The following is a 14,343-nucleotide window of genomic DNA, read 5'->3' as shown; positions in this document are numbered from 1 at the left end:
GACGGACGCAGCCGGTCGCGCGCGTCGGCGTCAGGCGAGGACGGCCAGCGCCCCGGGGTCGACCTGCACGCGCAGCGGCAGCGGCCCCACGCGCTCGCCGTCGGCGAAGGCCGCCGGTGCGGGTGCGCCGAGCGCCGTGAGGGGCTCGACCAGCACGGTGCGGCTCCGCACGATCGTCACGGCCGGGTGCCCGACGTGCCGGCCGCGGTAGATCCCCGGGAAGATCCGCGTGATCGCGGACCGGGACAGGGGCCCGGCGACGACGACGTCGAGCAGCCCGTCGTCGACGCGGGCGTCGGGGGCGACGTGCAGACCGCCGCCGAACCAGGGCGTGTTCGCGATCGCCACGAGGGTCCCCGGTGACTCCCAGGTGCGGTCGTCGAGCGTCACGCGGTACCCGTACGGGCGGAACGACGTGAGCTCGGCGGCCAGGGCGCGCACGTAGCGGGCGGACCCGCGCGGCCACGTCATGGTGTTGGCACGGGCGTTGACGGCGGCGTCGATGCCGCACGACAGCACGCCCACGAACCACTCGTGAGCCGAGTGCGCGGGCGTCCCGACACGGACGGCGTCGATGCGCCGCGGGCCCTCGTCGAGGCCACGCTTGACGACGTCGACCGCCGCGGTCACGTCGTCGAGCGGCAGGCCCAGCGCACGGGCGATGTCGTTGCCGGTGCCCGCCGCGACGACGCCGAGCGGCAGCGCCGTCCCCGCCACGACGTTCGCGCCGAGGTGGACCATGCCGTCGCCGCCGACGACGACGAGCGCGTCCAGCCCCTGCACCGCGGCCGCACGGGCCCGGTCGCTCGCCTGCGCGAGGGTGGGCGCGGACAGGTCCTCGACCTTCATGCCGCGCGCGACCAGCAGCTCGTGCACGCGTCGCCCGGCGGTCGAGCCGCGCCCCTTGCCGGCCGTCGGGTTGACCACGACGCCGACGTGCCTCACGCGGTCGCCTTGTCCGCGTCGTCGGGGAACGTCCCGTCGAGCCGCGGCAGACCCGCAGCGACACGGCGCCGGTCGACGCGCCGGTCGTGCACGGTGCAGATCACCAGCGCCCCCGCGTAGAGCAGGCAGATGGGGATCGCGACGGCGATCATCGTGATCGCGTCGGGCGTCGGCGTCATGATCGCGGAGAACGTGAAGGCCACCATGACGGCCCAGCGCCAGCCCTTGCGCCACGTCGCGGCGGTGCCCAGGCCGGCGAAGTTCAGCGCGACCATGACGACGGGCAGCAGGAACGCCAGGCCGAAGACGAGCATCACGCGCATGACGAACCCGAGGTACGTCTGTGCGTCGACGAGGTTCGACGCGCCTTCGGGCGTGAACTCGATGAGCAGCCCCACGGCGTGCGGCAGCACGTACCAGGCGAGCAGCGCACCGCCGAGGAACAGCGGCACCGCGGCCCCGAGGAACCCGAACGCGTACCCGCGCTCGCGACGGGTCAGCCCCGGCGTGATGAACGCCCACAGCTGGTAGAGCCACCACGGGCTCGACAGGATCACGCCGAGGAACACCGTGACCTTGACGCGCATGTCGAACGGCGCCGCGACGCCCGCGAAGTTGAGCGTCACGAGCTCGTCACGCGTGGTCGCGGCCATCTCCAGGGGTCGCTGGATCGCCTCGAACACCGGGTCGTAGAAGACCCACGCCAGGACGGCACCGGCGACGATGCCGATGGACGCCAGGACGAGGCGCTTGCGCAGCTCGAGCAGGTGCGCACGCAGCGGCATCCGGCCGCCGGCGTCGCGACCGCGGCGGGAGGTGCTCACCCGGGGTCAGACCTTCGGAGGCGTGGTGCCCTCGGTCGGCTCCTCGGGACGCCGGTCGCGGTTCACCGTGCCGTTCGCCGTGGCCGCCGTCTCGGTGCCGTCGGCGGGACCGTCCTTGTCGTCGTCCCGCAGGTCCTTGACCTCGGACTTGAAGATCTTCATCGACTGGCCGACGCTCTTGGCCAGCCCCGGGAGGCGGTTCGCCCCGAACAGGAGCAGGACGACCAGCACCAGGACGATGATGTGCCAGGCGCTCAGGTTGCGGATCACGGGGCTGCCCCTCCATCACGGATTGCCGAAGTCCCGCGAATCCTAACCCCGCAGGTCCGATTCGCCGCACGTCCCGGCGACGCCGGCCTCAGCGCCAGTACGCGCGCCAGCCCTGCCACGTGCGGCGGTGCCGCTCCGCCCGGGCGAACCGGCGGACGTCCCGCGCGGCGCGCACGTCGTCGAGCCGCTCCCGCAGCACGTCGCGGTCCGCGAGGACCGTCGGCCGCGTCTCGCCCGCCCGGTCCTCCGCGAGCGACCGCAGCTCGTCCAGCCGTCGGGCCAGGACCTCCCACGTCTGCGCGGCGATGCCCAGCTCGCGCCCGAGCGCGACACTCGAGCGCCACAGCCGACGCCCCAGGAAGAGCGCCCCGACCAGGGTGCCGACCACCAGCACCGTCCAGACCGTGAACCACAGCACCGTCGATCACCCGTCCCCGTCGGCCAGCGGCCCGTACGCGTCGAGCGCAGCACGGGCCGACGCCGCGACCTCCGCGGCGACCCGCGTCGGCCGGACCTCGAGGACGTCGTCGGCGACCTGGAGCACCAGGTGCCGCACCCACACCGGTCGCAGCACGCGCAGGTCGACCTCGAACGAGCCGTCCTCGTGGTTGCGGACCGCCTCGACCGGGGTGCTCTCCGCGACCCACCGCGCCCGGCTGCGCAGGTGCAGCGTCACCAGGTCACCGTCAGGGCCCGGCTGGAACTCCCCCGCGTCCGGCGCGACCGTGTGGTCGGCGACGGGCTGGTCCAGCACGCGCGCCTCGAGGACCCGGTCCACCCGGAACAGCCGCTCCCCGTCGACGAGCCGGCACCACGCCAGCAGGTAGGAGCGCTCGTCGTCGGTGACCAGGCGCAGCGGGTCGACGTCCCGCTGCGTCGCCACGTCCGAGGCGTCCACGTACCGCAGGTGCAGCCGTCGCCCCTCGCGCAGCGCCGTCGCCAGGGCCGCCGCGACGTCCGGCGCCGCGTCCAGGCCGAGGCGCACGTCCAGCGCGGCCGCCGCGTCGCCCGCCGCGGCCGTGAGCTTCGCGAGAGCGGACGACAGGACCTGCGCCCGCTCCGGGTCCAGGGCGGGCCGCAGGGCCGAGTCGAGCGCCCGCAGCGCCGCGAGCAGCGCGACCGCCTCGCGCGCGCCCAGCCGCAGCGGCCGGGTCATGCCGCGCGACTCCGTCAGACGGACCACGCCCTGCTCGTACGACGCCGCGTCGAAGTCGATGAGGTCGTGCGGGAAGTAGCCCGGCGTCCCCGTCACCCACAGGGTGTCGATGTCGGTGAGGACCTGCGACGCGCTCACGCCGAACTGCTCCGCGATCTCCTCGACCGGCACGCCCTCGTGACGGTCCAGGTACGCGATCATCCCGAGCATGCGCAGCAGCCGGTCGCTCGCGCGCTCAGCCATCGTGACCTCCCGAGCGGGTCGCCGGAGCCCCCGCCGCGTCGTCGAGCGTCGCCGCCGTCCGCAGCAGGTGCAGGACCGCGTGCCGCACGCTCGGCGGGTCGAGGACCACCACGGCGTCGCCGTACCCCACGAGCTCCTCCGCGAGCTCCCAGTCCAGCCGGAACGGCACGTGCACGACGTCGCGGTGCGCGAGCAGCGTCGCGACGTGCGGGTCCGCCGCGAGGTCGGGAGCGTCCGCCGGGGCGGGCACGGCCCGCGCGCGGGCGGCGCTCGCCCGCTCCGGCAGGACGGCGAGCGTCGCGACGCGCTCCGGACGCTCGTCCCACGGGCGCAGCGCCTCCGCGAGCTCCTCGGCCGACGGCGGCGCGAACGCCCCCGCCTCGCCGACCGGCCGCACCGCCCCCTCCACCCGGCTCAGCCGGTACGAGCGGGACGCGCCGCGCTCGCGGTCACGGCCCACGAGCAGCCACCCGCCGCGGCGGGCCAGCAGCTTCCACGGCTCGACCGTCCGCTCGCGCACCTCGCCCGTGTTCGCCGCCCGGTACACGAACCGCACGACCTGCCGCGCCTGCACCGCGTCCAGCAGCGGGCCGACCGCACCCCCGCCCGACCGCACCCGCGGCGCGAGACCGGCGACGAGGTCGCCCGACTCGGGCCCCGCCCCCACCACCCGCAGCTTCGTCAGCGCGCGCGACGTGTCCGAGCGCAGCGACTGGTCCTGCCACAGCTGGGCCGCCATCGCGAGCACGCCCAGCTCGGCGGCCGTGAGGTCGAGCGGCGCCAGCGCGTACGCGTCCGCGTCGATCCGGTAGCCGATGTCGTCGCCGTGACCCGCGTCCGTCACCGTGAGCACCGGGATCCCCAGGTCGCGCAGCGTGTCCTTGTCGCGCTCGAACATCCGCTCGAAGGCGTCGTCCGACGGGGCGTCCTGGTAGCCGGCGACGCTCGTGCGCACCTGCTCCTTGGTCATGCGGCCGGACGTGTTGACGAGGGCGATGACGAGGTTGAGCAGGCGCTCGGCGGGAGGGATCGCGGGGGGCATCGGGGACCACGGTAGCCGCCCCGGTACCGTGGGGCCGTGATCACGTGGCGTTCGGGTGTCGTCGTCGGGACCGGGACGAGCTGGTCGGGCGCCCAGGAGCTCACCGTCGACCTCGACGACCCCGGTGAGGGCGTCCTCCCCCATCGCGTCCGCGCGCTCGCGTACCCCGCGCTCGTCGGCCGGCCCGACGTCGGCGACCGGGTCCTGCTCAACGTCTCGGCGCTCGCCCGCGGCCTCGGCACGGGCGGCTACGCCCTCGTCGCGGCACCCGGCGGAGACCTTCCCGCGGACCCGCCGCCCGGACCCGGCCACCTCGTGAAGGCCCGCTACACGCCCCTGCAGGCGATGGTCCTCGGCGTCGACGACCAGGAGTCGCCCCACCACGAGACCCTGCGCGACGCCGACGACCTCGCCGGCCTGCCCGTCGTCGTCGCCGACCTGCACTCGGCGCTGCCCGCGGTCGTCGCCGGCCTCCGGTACGCCGCGGCCCGCGCCGGACGCCCCGCACCGACCGTCGCCTACGTCATGACCGACGGCGGCGCCCTGCCCGCCTGGTTCTCCCGCGCCGTCGCCGGCCTGCGCGACGCCGGCTGGATCGACGCCTGCGTCACCACCGGGCAGGCGTTCGGCGGCGACCACGAGGCCGTCACCGTGCACACCGGCCTGCTCGCCGCCCGGCACGTCGTCGGCGCCGACGTCGTCGTCGTCGCGCAGGGCCCCGGGAACCTCGGCACCGGCACCCGCTGGGGGTTCTCCGGCGTCGCCGCGGGCGAGGCCGTCAACGCCGCCGCCGTGCTCGGCGGACGTCCCGTCGCCTCCCTGCGGGTCAGCGGCGCCGACCCCCGCGAACGGCACCTCGGCGTCTCGCACCACTCCCTCACCGCCTACGGGCGCGTCGCGCTGCGTCCCGCCGACGTCCCCGTGCCCGTCTTCGAGCCCGATCCCGACGGCGGCCTCGACGCCCTCGGCCGCCGCGTGCAGCACCAGGTCGCCGCGCTCGGCGCCCCGCACGGGCTGCACCGGCTCGTCGACGTGAACGCCGGCGCGGACCTGCTGAGCGCGCTCGCGGGCAGCCCGGTGCGGCTCTCGACGATGGGACGCGGGCTGGACGACGACCCCGCGGCGTTCCTCGCGGCGGCGGTCGCGGGCGTCCACGCGGTGGACCTGCTCACCGCCTGACGCGGACGGGCGCGGCGTGCCGCGACCCGGGGAGGGCGGACCGGCGGTCAGTCGTCCCGCTGCGTCCGGGTGTGCTCGGCGACGAGCGTCGCGAGCCGGCGTGCGTCCTCCTCGGCCCGCTCGCCGTCGGCGCGCTGGATCCCCATGACGGCGAGCGTGTCCCCGTCGGCGAGGTCGAGCTGCACCCACGGTCGCCCGTGCCCGAACCGCACGGCGACGACCTCGGCCCACTCCAGGCGACGCGTCAGCATGAGGTTGCGCACGACGAGCCCCGCGTCGTCCGCCCGGGCGCTGACGGACGCCTGCCGCCAGCAGAACCAGGCGATGAGCAGACCGACGAGCGCGAAGCCCGCCTGGTCGAGCGGTCCGGCACCGGGCAGGACGGCGATGATGACGCCGGTCAGCACGACGACCGCGACCGCGAGGGCCAGCGTGACGACGCGCGCGAACCGGGGCCGGAACACCGTGACCGTCCCGCTCATGGCGAGCGTCACAGACGCGACGCGTGGATCGTCGTCACGAGGATCGCGCGCGCACCGATGTCGTAGAGGGCGTCCATGACGCGGTTGGTCTCCGAGCGCCGGACCATCGCCCGCACGGCCGCCCACTCGCGGTTGTGCAGCGGCGACACGGTCGGCGACTCGAGCCCGGGCGTGATGGCGACGGCCTGCTCCACGAGGGACAGCGGGACGTCGTAGTCCATGAGGACGTACTCGCGGGCCGTCAGGACGCCCTTCAGGCGGCGCGCGAGCACGTCGAGACCGACGGGCTCCTCCTCGCCGGAGCGGCGCACGAGGACGGCCTCCGAGCGCAGGATCGGCTCGCCGAAGATCTCCAGGCCCGCGGCCTTGAGGGTCGTGCCCGTCTCGACGACGTCCGCGATGACGTCGGCGACGCCCAGCCGGGTCGCGGTCTCCACCGCGCCGTCGAGCCGCACGATGCCGGCCGGGACGACGTCCCGCTCCGCGAGGTACGTCGACACGAGCCCGGGGTACGACGTCGCGACCCGCTTGCCCGCGACGTGGCTGACGTCGCTCATGAGCCCGACGGGCGCGGCCCACCGGAACGTCGACCCGCCGAACCCGAGCGGCAGGTGCTCGACCGCCGCGGACTGCGAGTCCAGCAGCAGGTCGCGGCCGGTGATGCCGACGTCGACGGTCCCGGCTCCGACGTACACGGCGATGTCGCGCGGACGCAGGAAGAAGAACTCGACGTCGTTGTCCGGGTCGGGCAGCACGAGCTCGCGCGAGTCGCGACGCTGCCGGTAGCCGGCCTCGCGGAGCATCTCGGCGGCGGGCTCGGACAACGAGCCCTTGTTGGGGACGGCGATCCTCAGCACGGGGGTCCTATCGGTGGGTCAGGGCACGGGGGGCGGGGCGGGGCGTGCGCGGTGGCGCGTCAGAGATGGGCGTAGACGTCGTCGAGCGTCAGCCCGCGCGCCAGCATCAGCACCTGGAGGTGGTACAGCAGCTGGGAGATCTCCTCCGCGGTGCGCTCGTCGCCCTCATGCTCGGCCGCCATCCAGACCTCGGCGGCCTCCTCGACGATCTTCTTGCCGATGGAGTGGACGCCGGCGTCGAGCTCGGTCACGGTGCGGGAGCCCGCGGGGCGGGTGGCCGCCTTCTCGGACAGCTCGGCGAACAGGGCGTCGAAGGTCTTCACGTCGGCCAAGCCTAGACGCGTCCCACGGGACGGTCGTCCGCCGTCCGCCGATCAGGCATGCGCTGCCTGCTGGGCGTCGACCGCGGGTGCCGCCTCCTCCCGGCGGGCCCGCCGCCACACGACGAAGCCGTAGACGACGACGCCCGCGTAGACGAGGTAGAGGACGGCCGACGGGTAGTACCCGGCGGACAGCAGCAGCGGCACCCCGACGGCGTCGACCGCGATCCAGATGAGCCAGAACTCGATCCAGCCGCGCGCCATCCCGTACGTCGCGAGCAGCGAGCCGACGAAGATCCACGCGTCGGCCCACGGCCCCCACGACCCGAGTGCGCGGAAGACGAGCGCGCACGCGACCGTGCCGACGACCGCGACCGTGCCGATGAGCACCCAGCCGCGCGGCCCGGCCCACCGGGGCACGACGGCGGGCGCGTCGGGCGCGCCGCCGGCGGCCTGGGCCGCGTGCTGCGACTGCCGCCAGCGCACCCACCCGTACACGGACACGATCACGAAGAACACCTGGCGGCCGGCCTGCCCGTACAGGTCCGTGGCCTGGGGCGTGTGGAAGACCCCGCCGAGGAACACGGTGAACAGCAGCACGTTGCCGACGATCCCGACGGGCCACGCCCAGACGCGCCGGCGCAGGCCGCCCACGGCCGACGCGAGGCCGAAGAGGTTGCCGACGATCTCGCGCCACAGGATGTCGTGGCCCGCGATCGTCACCGTGGCGTCGAACAGCCAGGCGAGCGGACCCATCTCAGAGCGCTCGCAGCGCCAGGACCGTCGCGACGGCCGCCTCCGCGGCCTCCGCGCCCTTGTCCTCGTGCGAGCCCTCGAGGCCCGCCCGGTCGAGCGCCTGCTGCTCGTCGTCGCACGTCAGCACGCCGAAGCCGACGGGCACACCCGTGCGGATCGCGACGTCGGTGAGGCCGAGGGTCGCGCCCTGGCACACGTACTCGAAGTGCGGCGTGCCGCCGCGGATGACGACGCCGAGCGCGACCACCGCGTCCGCGCCCTGCTGGGCGGCTGCCGCGGCGGCGACCGGCAGCTCGAACGTGCCGGGCACGCGCACGACGCGCACGTCGGTGACGTTCGCCCGCGCGAGCGCCCGGCGGGCACCGTCGAGGAGGCCGTCCATGACGGTCGTGTGCCAGCTCGCGGCGACGACGGTGACACGCAGTCCGGTGCCGTCGACGCTCAGGGAAGGTGCTCCCGCACCGCTCATGCCAGGTCCTCCAGGTTCTCGAACGCGTGGTCGGTGGTGTCGGCGCCCGGCGTCGCGGGGGCCGCGAGGACGGGACGCACGGGGATCGGGTCGCGGCGGCCGTCGGCGGGCAGGTGCAGCAGGTGCCCCATCGACGTCGCCTTGGTGCGCAGGTACGCCTCGTTCTGCGGTGTCCGGCCGACCTCCAGGCCGCGGACCTCCGCGACGTCGATGCCGTGCGCCCGCAGGCCCGCGACCTTCGCGGGGTTGTTGGTCAGCAGGCTGACGCGCCGGACGCCGAGGTCCGCGAGGATCGCGGCCGCTGCCCCGTACTCGCGGCGGTCCGCGGGCCAGCCGAGGTCGAGGTTCGCCTCGACGGTGTCGCGGCCCTCGTCCTGCAGCGCGTACGCCGCGACCTTCGCGAGCAGGCCGATCCCCCGGCCCTCGTGCCCGCGCAGGTACACGACCGCGCCCCCCTGCTCGGCGGCGAGCTGCAGCGCGGCGTCGAGCTGCGGCCCGCAGTCGCACCGGGCCGACCCGAACGCGTCCCCCGTGAGGCACTCCGAGTGGACGCGCACGACGGGAGTGGCGGCGAGCCCGGACGTCGGGACGAGTGCGACGTGCTCGTCGCCCGTACGCAGGTCGCGGTAGCCGTGGATCCGGAAGTCGCCGTGCCGCGTCGGCAGGTACGCGGTGTGCGTGGCGTGCACACGGTCGCGCAGCAGGGGCACGACCGCGGCGTCGACGGGCTCGACGTCGTCGTGCGCCGTCCGCCACGCCACGATCGCGTCGATCGTCAGCAGGACGAGCCCTTCCCGCTCGGCCAGCTCGGACGCCGCGGGCAGGCGCGTCATCGAGCCGTCGTCGTCGACGAGCTCGGCGATCGCCCCGACGGGCTCGAGACCCGCCAGCCGGCACAGGTCGACCGCGGCCTCGGTGTGGCCCGCCCGGTGCAGGACGCCGCCCGGGACGGCCCGCAGCGGCAGCACGTGCCCGGGGCGGATCAGGTCCTCGCGCCCCGACGCCGGGTCGGCCAGCACCCGCAGGGTGCGCGCCCGGTCGGACGCCGAGATCCCCGTCGTCACGCCCGTCGCCGCGTCGACAGTCACGGTGTAGGCCGTCCGCCGCGGGTCCTGGCTGTGCGGGACCATGAGCGGCAGGTCGAGCGCGTCGGCCCGCGCGGCCGGCATCGGCGCGCACAGGTAGCCCGACGAGTGCCGGATGGTCCACGCGACCCACTCGGGCGTCGCCGACTGCGCCGCGAGGATGACGTCGGCCTCGTTCTCCCGGTCGGGCGAGTCCGCGACCAGCACCGGCCGACCGGCACGCAGCGCGTCGAGCGCGTCCTCGACCGTCCCCAGCCGCACGTCGGTCATCGGCCGACCCCCGCCGTCGCGAGCAGGCGCTCGGTGTACTTCGCGAGCACGTCGACCTCCAGGTTGACCCGCGCACCGGGCGCGAGCGTGCCGAGGGTCGTCGCGGCGAGCGTCGTCGGGATGAGCGACACCCCGAACGCGTCGTCGCCGACGTGCGTCACGGTGAGCGACACCCCGGACACGCTGATCGAACCCTTCTCGGCGACGTACCGCGCGAGCTGCGGCTCCAGGCCGATCTCGACGTCGTCCCAGCGTGGTCCGGGCGTGCGCCCGAGGACCGTGCCGACGCCGTCGACGTGTCCCTGCACGACGTGCCCGCCGTAGCGCCCGCCCACGGGCAGCGCCCGCTCCAGGTTCACCTCACCGCCCGCGACGAGGTCGCCGAGCGCCGACCGGCGCAGCGTCTCGGGCATGACGTCCGCGGTGAAGGTCCCGTCGCCGGGCAGGTCGGTGACCGTCAGGCAGACGCCGCTCACCGCGATGGAGTCGCCGAGCCGCGCGTCGGACGTGACGAGCGGCCCGCGGATGCGCACGCGCGCGTCGGCAGCCTGCCCGCCCGCGTCCGTGCCGGGCACGATCTCCTCGACCGTGCCGATCTCCTCGACGATGCCGGTGAACATTCAGACCTCCTGGTCCGTGGGGGTGGTGCGGGACGCGTCGCCGGCCGGTTCCGGGGTGGCGACGACGAGGACGTCGGGGCCGAGCGGCAGGACGCTGCGCGGCGTGAGGCGCACGGCGTCGCCGATCGTGCCGATGCCGAGGTCGCCGACGGCCGACGGGCCGGATCCGAGAAGCACGGGTGCGACGTAGGCGTGCACCTCGTCGACGAGCCCCGCACGCAGGAACGCCGCCGCGAGGGTCGGCCCGCCCTCGACGAGCAGGTGCCGGACCTCGCGCTCGCCCAGCACGCGCAGGACCTCGGCCGGGTCGTGGGTCCGCACGTGCACGAGCTCGCCGCCCGGGCCGTGCAGCCGCGCACCGGCCGGGACGTCGCGGTGCCCCACGACGACACGGAGCGGCTGCGACGAGTGCGGCTCCCCCGCCGCGTTGCGCGCCGTGAGCGTCGGGTCGTCCGCGAGGACCGTCCCCGTGCCGACGGCGATGGCGTCGACCTCCGCGCGCAGGTCGTGGGCGTGGTGCCGGGCGACGTCCGAGGTGATCCACCGGCTCGTCCCGTCGGCCGCGGCGACGCGGCCGTCGAGCGTCGACGCGAGCTTGAGCGTGACGAACGGGCGGCCGCGCTCGACCGCCGTGAGCCACGTGCCGAGCAGCGTGCGGCCCTCCTCGGCCAGCACGCCCGTCACGACGTCGACGCCCTCGCGGCGCAGCCGGTCCGCACCGCCGGCCGCCACCGGGTTGGGGTCCGGGACGGCCACGACGACGCGCCGCACGCCGGCGTCGAGCAGCGCCTGGGTGCACGGGCCGGTGCGCCCGGTGTGGTCGCACGGCTCGAGCGTGACGACCGCGGTCGCGCCCTGGGTCGAGGCGCCGTGCGCGGCGGCGTCGCGCAGCGCGGCGACCTCGGCGTGCGCGGTGCCCGCTCCGGCGTGCCAGCCCTCGCCGAGGACGACGCCGGTCGGGTCGAGGAGCACGCAGCCGACGCGCGGGTTCGGTCCGTGCCGGGGTCCGCGGCGAGCGAGCAGCAGGGCCTGACGCAGCGCGGCGAGCTCGGCGGGGAGGACGGCACCCGCAGCAGCCGACGGCGTCGCCGGACCGGACCCGGCCGCCCCCGGCACGCGGACGGGCGTCGCCGACGTGCCCGCCGCGGGCGTGCTCGTGCCCGACGTGCTCAGGGCTGGCGTGCTCGTCACAGGGTCACCTCCGGGCGCTGCTCAGGCCCCGGGGTCGCGCAGAGGACACCGTCGTCCGACGGCCGTCGCCCTGCCACGGGACGTCGCTCGGCGACGCCCCGCCACGTACTTCCTCCCATCCGGACTTTCACCGTCGGTCCTGGAGTTCCACCAGGTCAACCGCCAGGTCCCGAAGGACCGTGCGGGTCGCGGACTGTCACCGCCGGCTCGGAATTACACCGACCCCGGAGCACGTGTTCGTGTTCTGCACTGCGCCAACGATCATGCCACACGGGGCATTCCCGCCCTCGGCGCGCGACCTGCGTCTCACGCGTCGGACAGCACCGCCCGGGGGCTGGTCCCGACCACCCCGCGGGTGGCCGACCCGCAGGTCAGGACGCGGCGTCCGCCAGGTCGCGCAGCGCCGCGATCTCCGCCGCGACGTCCTCCGCTCCGTACACCGCGGAGCCCGCGACGAAGACGTTCGCGCCCGCCGCCGCGATCCGCCCCACGGTGTCCCGCGACACCCCGCCGTCGACCTGCACCCACGTGTCGAGCCCGGCCGCCTCGATGGCCGCCCGGGTCCGCCGCACCTTCGGCAGCGTCCCTTCGATGAACGACTGGCCGCCGAACCCCGGCTCGACCGTCATCACGAGCACCATGTCGATCTCCGCCAGCAGGTCGAGGAACGGCTCCACCGGCGTCGCCGGACGCAGCGCGACACCGACGCGCGCACCCCCCGCGCGGAGCTCGCGCGCGAGCCGCACCGGCGCCTGCGCCGCCTCGGCGTGGAACGTCACGGACGCCGCACCGGCCTCCGCGAAGGCCGGAGCCCAGCGGTCCGCGTCGGCGATCATCAGGTGCACGTCCAGCGGGACGGGCGAGACCTGCGCGAGGCGGCGCACGACCGGCAGCCCGATCGTCAGGTTCGGCACGAAGTGGTTGTCCATGACGTCCACGTGCGCGTAGTCGGCGTCCGCGATCCTCGCGAGGTCGCGCTCGAGGTTCGCGAAGTCGGCGGACAGGATGCTCGGGTTGATCATGGCGGGCACGCGGCCAGCGTAGTCACGCGACCAGCGCCGTGCCGCCCGCGACCGAGCCCCGCTGCCGAGGGTCCCCGGCGTGCCGTCAGGACGTGCGGCGCAGCAGCGTCAGGTGCATCGCGTCCGTGCCGTGCACGTGCGGCCACAGCTGCACGTCCGTCCGGTCCGGCAGGTCCACGTCTCGCCGCGCGACGTCGCGCACCACCGCGGCCGCGTCGAGCGTCTCGACGTCCACGCCCGACTTCGCGGCCGCCCGCAGCGCGTCCTTGACGACGAGCCGCGTCTCCGCGAGGTGCGGCGAGCACGTCACGTACGCGACGACGCCACCGACGCGCACGGCGCGCAGCGCCGAGCCGAGCAGCTCGCGTTGGAGGGTGCCGAGCGTCGCGACGTCCGCGGGCGTCCGCCGCCACCGCGACTCGGGCCGTCGACGCAGCGCGCCCAGCCCGGTGCAGGGCGCGTCGACCATCACGCGGTCGTACGACGCGGGCTCGTCGGTGCCGACGGTGCGTCCGTCGCCGGTCCGGACCTCCTCGACCGCGTCCGCCGGGACGGCGTGCAGCGACTGGCGGACCAGGCGCGCCCGGTGCGGCTGCACCTCGTTCGCGACGAGTCGGGCGCCCCGCGACGAGGCGAGCGCCGCGAGCAGCGCGGCCTTGCCGCCCGGCCCTGCGCACAGGTCGAGCCACCGCTCGTCGGGGCCGTCGAGCGGTGCCGCCCCGAGCGCGAGCGCCACGAGCTGGCTGCCGTCGTCCTGGACCCCCGCGCGTGCCTCGCGCACCGCGGGAAGCGACGCGGGGTCGCCGCCCGGCAGCACGACCGCGGTGGGCGACAGCGGTCCCGCGGCGGCGTCGGCGGTCGCTCCGAGCTCCTCGACGGTCGCGAGGCCGGGGCGGGCGACGAGCGTGACCAGCGGCGCGGCGTTGTCGGCGTCGAGCAGCGCGGCGATCTCGTCCACGCCGCGGTCGTTGCCGACCAGGGCCTCGCGCAGCGCGCGCACGACCCACACCGGATGGCTGCCGACGGTGGCGAGCCGCGCGACCGGGTCGCTGCCGTCCGGGTCCGCGGCGTCGCCGATGCGCTGCTCCCAGACGTCCCACGGCTCGCGTGCGACGGCGCGCAGCACCGCGTTGACGAACTGGGCCGGTCCCGCTCCGGTCACCTCGCGGGCGAGGCCGACGGTCTCCGAGACCGCCGCGTGCGCCGGCACGCGCATGCCGAGGACCTGGTGCACGCCGAGTCGCAGGACGTCGAGCACAGGACCGTCGATCCGGGCGGCCGGGCGTGCCGCCGCGAGCTCGACGACCGCGTCGTAGCGACCCCGCAGGCGCAGCGTGCCGTAGGTCAGCTCCGTCGCGAAGCCGGCGTCCCGGCCCGTCAGGCCGCGCTCGCGGAGCAGCGGTGGCAGGACGAGGTTGGCGTAGGCGTCGCCCTCGGCGACCGTGCGCAGGACGTCGAACGCGACGCGGCGTGCCGGGTCCGTGCCGCGCCGACGCTGCCCCGGTGCGGCCGCCGAGCGGGTCGTGCGGCCCTCGCTGCGTGCCGCTCCGCGCTGCCGCCCCTGGGCGTCACGACCGGCGGCGCGACCGCCGTCGCGCGCACCGCCACGGTC

At 75.7% G+C, this 14,343-nt stretch carries 17 protein-coding genes and 1 riboswitch; of the genes, 1 reads left to right on the top strand and 16 read right to left on the bottom strand.

All coding sequences use genetic code 11. The annotated features are described in order from the left end of the window. Positions 1-30: 30 nt before the first annotated feature. The 6 genes from CBZ_RS08050 to CBZ_RS08025 all read right to left on the bottom strand — a co-directional run bounded on the left by CBZ_RS08050 (position 31) and on the right by CBZ_RS08025 (position 4,480). Positions 31-945, bottom strand: coding sequence for a diacylglycerol/lipid kinase family protein (locus CBZ_RS08050; RefSeq protein WP_130781054.1), 915 nt, complete (start codon positions 943-945; stop codon positions 31-33). Then, positions 942-1,730, bottom strand: a complete 789-nt coding sequence (gene tatC / locus CBZ_RS08045) for a twin-arginine translocase subunit TatC (protein ID WP_130781077.1) — start codon at positions 1,728-1,730, stop codon at positions 942-944. Before tatC ends, CBZ_RS08050 begins: the two co-directional genes overlap by 4 nt. Positions 1,731-1,775: 45 nt before the next feature. Then, positions 1,776-2,039: a Sec-independent protein translocase subunit TatA gene (tatA, locus tag CBZ_RS08040; protein WP_130781053.1), complete on the bottom strand. Its 264-nt coding sequence runs from the start codon at positions 2,037-2,039 to the stop codon at positions 1,776-1,778. 88 nt (positions 2,040-2,127) lie between these two features. Then, positions 2,128-2,457 carry a hypothetical protein gene (locus CBZ_RS08035; protein WP_130781052.1) on the bottom strand — a complete coding sequence of 110 codons (330 nt, stop codon included), beginning with the start codon at positions 2,455-2,457 and terminating at the stop codon, positions 2,128-2,130. A gap of 6 nt (positions 2,458-2,463) precedes the next feature. After that, a complete protein-coding gene (locus CBZ_RS08030) occupies positions 2,464-3,438 on the bottom strand; it encodes a helix-turn-helix transcriptional regulator (protein ID WP_130781051.1) in 975 nt (324 codons plus the stop codon). Beyond that, complete coding sequence (locus tag CBZ_RS08025) at positions 3,431-4,480, bottom strand: helix-turn-helix transcriptional regulator (RefSeq protein ID WP_130781050.1); 1,050 nt, start codon at positions 4,478-4,480, stop codon at positions 3,431-3,433. The genes CBZ_RS08030 and CBZ_RS08025 overlap by 8 nt, the downstream gene beginning before the upstream one ends. A gap of 36 nt (positions 4,481-4,516) precedes the next feature. On the opposite strand from CBZ_RS08025, the gene CBZ_RS08020 reads away from it, so the two are divergent. After that, a complete protein-coding gene (locus CBZ_RS08020; protein WP_130781049.1) occupies positions 4,517-5,659 on the top strand; it encodes a DUF3866 family protein in 1,143 nt (380 codons plus the stop codon). 47 nt (positions 5,660-5,706) lie between these two features. Here the strand turns inward: CBZ_RS08020 and CBZ_RS08015 are convergent, their stop codons facing one another. The 10 genes from CBZ_RS08015 to CBZ_RS07970 all read right to left on the bottom strand — a co-directional run. Beyond that, positions 5,707-6,141, bottom strand: a complete 435-nt coding sequence (locus tag CBZ_RS08015; protein ID WP_165446702.1) for a PH domain-containing protein — start codon at positions 6,139-6,141, stop codon at positions 5,707-5,709. Between the two features lie 8 nt (positions 6,142-6,149). Then, on the bottom strand, positions 6,150-6,998 hold the full coding sequence (hisG, locus tag CBZ_RS08010) for an ATP phosphoribosyltransferase (protein ID WP_130781047.1): 849 nt from the start codon (positions 6,996-6,998) through the stop codon (positions 6,150-6,152). Positions 6,999-7,057: 59 nt separating this feature from the next. Further along, the gene (locus tag CBZ_RS08005; RefSeq protein WP_130781046.1) at positions 7,058-7,321 is read right to left on the bottom strand and encodes a phosphoribosyl-ATP diphosphatase; all 264 of its coding nucleotides are present in this window, start codon (positions 7,319-7,321) and stop codon (positions 7,058-7,060) included. A 51-nt stretch (positions 7,322-7,372) separates the two neighbouring features. Further along, the gene (gene pnuC / locus CBZ_RS08000) at positions 7,373-8,074 is read right to left on the bottom strand and encodes a nicotinamide riboside transporter PnuC (protein ID WP_130781045.1); all 702 of its coding nucleotides are present in this window, start codon (positions 8,072-8,074) and stop codon (positions 7,373-7,375) included. A gap of 1 nt (position 8,075) precedes the next feature. After that, on the bottom strand, positions 8,076-8,543 hold the full coding sequence (gene ribH / locus CBZ_RS07995) for a 6,7-dimethyl-8-ribityllumazine synthase (protein WP_130781044.1): 468 nt from the start codon (positions 8,541-8,543) through the stop codon (positions 8,076-8,078). Beyond that, the gene (gene ribB / locus CBZ_RS07990; RefSeq protein WP_130781043.1) at positions 8,540-9,898 is read right to left on the bottom strand and encodes a 3,4-dihydroxy-2-butanone-4-phosphate synthase; all 1,359 of its coding nucleotides are present in this window, start codon (positions 9,896-9,898) and stop codon (positions 8,540-8,542) included. Before ribB ends, ribH begins: the two co-directional genes overlap by 4 nt. After that, a complete protein-coding gene (locus CBZ_RS07985; protein WP_130781042.1) occupies positions 9,895-10,518 on the bottom strand; it encodes a riboflavin synthase in 624 nt (207 codons plus the stop codon). The genes ribB and CBZ_RS07985 overlap by 4 nt, the downstream gene beginning before the upstream one ends. After that, positions 10,519-11,634: a bifunctional diaminohydroxyphosphoribosylaminopyrimidine deaminase/5-amino-6-(5-phosphoribosylamino)uracil reductase RibD gene (gene ribD / locus CBZ_RS07980; RefSeq protein WP_130781076.1), complete on the bottom strand. Its 1,116-nt coding sequence runs from the start codon at positions 11,632-11,634 to the stop codon at positions 10,519-10,521. A 176-nt stretch (positions 11,635-11,810) separates the two neighbouring features. After that, positions 11,811-11,946, bottom strand: a riboswitch (FMN riboswitch). Positions 11,947-12,080: 134 nt separating this feature from the next. Beyond that, complete coding sequence (rpe, locus tag CBZ_RS07975) at positions 12,081-12,740, bottom strand: ribulose-phosphate 3-epimerase (RefSeq protein ID WP_130781041.1); 660 nt, start codon at positions 12,738-12,740, stop codon at positions 12,081-12,083. A 76-nt stretch (positions 12,741-12,816) separates the two neighbouring features. Further along, a partial coding sequence (locus CBZ_RS07970) for an RsmB/NOP family class I SAM-dependent RNA methyltransferase (RefSeq protein WP_246013148.1) occupies positions 12,817-14,343 on the bottom strand: 1,527 nt, incomplete at its 5' end.

It is taken from the genome of Cellulomonas biazotea, assembly GCF_004306155.1.
GTDB lineage: Bacteria > Actinomycetota > Actinomycetes > Actinomycetales > Cellulomonadaceae > Cellulomonas > Cellulomonas biazotea.
This window is presented reverse-complemented; position numbering and strand designations above follow the sequence as displayed.

What these genes read in the sequence shown, in the direction of transcription:
- tatC (WP_130781077.1), bottom strand. Translation starts at nt 1,730, where the DNA reads ATGCCGCTGCGTGCGCACCTGCTCGAGCTGCGCAAGCGCCTCGTCCTG.
- CBZ_RS08030 (WP_130781051.1), bottom strand. Translation starts at nt 3,438, where the DNA reads ATGGCTGAGCGCGCGAGCGACCGGCTGCTGCGCATGCTCGGGATGATC.
- CBZ_RS08025 (WP_130781050.1), bottom strand. Translation starts at nt 4,480, where the DNA reads ATGCCCCCCGCGATCCCTCCCGCCGAGCGCCTGCTCAACCTCGTCATC.
- CBZ_RS08015 (WP_165446702.1), bottom strand. Translation starts at nt 6,141, where the DNA reads ATGAGCGGGACGGTCACGGTGTTCCGGCCCCGGTTCGCGCGCGTCGTC.
- pnuC (WP_130781045.1), bottom strand. Translation starts at nt 8,074, where the DNA reads ATGGGTCCGCTCGCCTGGCTGTTCGACGCCACGGTGACGATCGCGGGC.
- ribH (WP_130781044.1), bottom strand. Translation starts at nt 8,543, where the DNA reads ATGAGCGGTGCGGGAGCACCTTCCCTGAGCGTCGACGGCACCGGACTG.
- ribB (WP_130781043.1), bottom strand. Translation starts at nt 9,898, where the DNA reads ATGACCGACGTGCGGCTGGGGACGGTCGAGGACGCGCTCGACGCGCTG.
- CBZ_RS07985 (WP_130781042.1), bottom strand. Translation starts at nt 10,518, where the DNA reads ATGTTCACCGGCATCGTCGAGGAGATCGGCACGGTCGAGGAGATCGTG.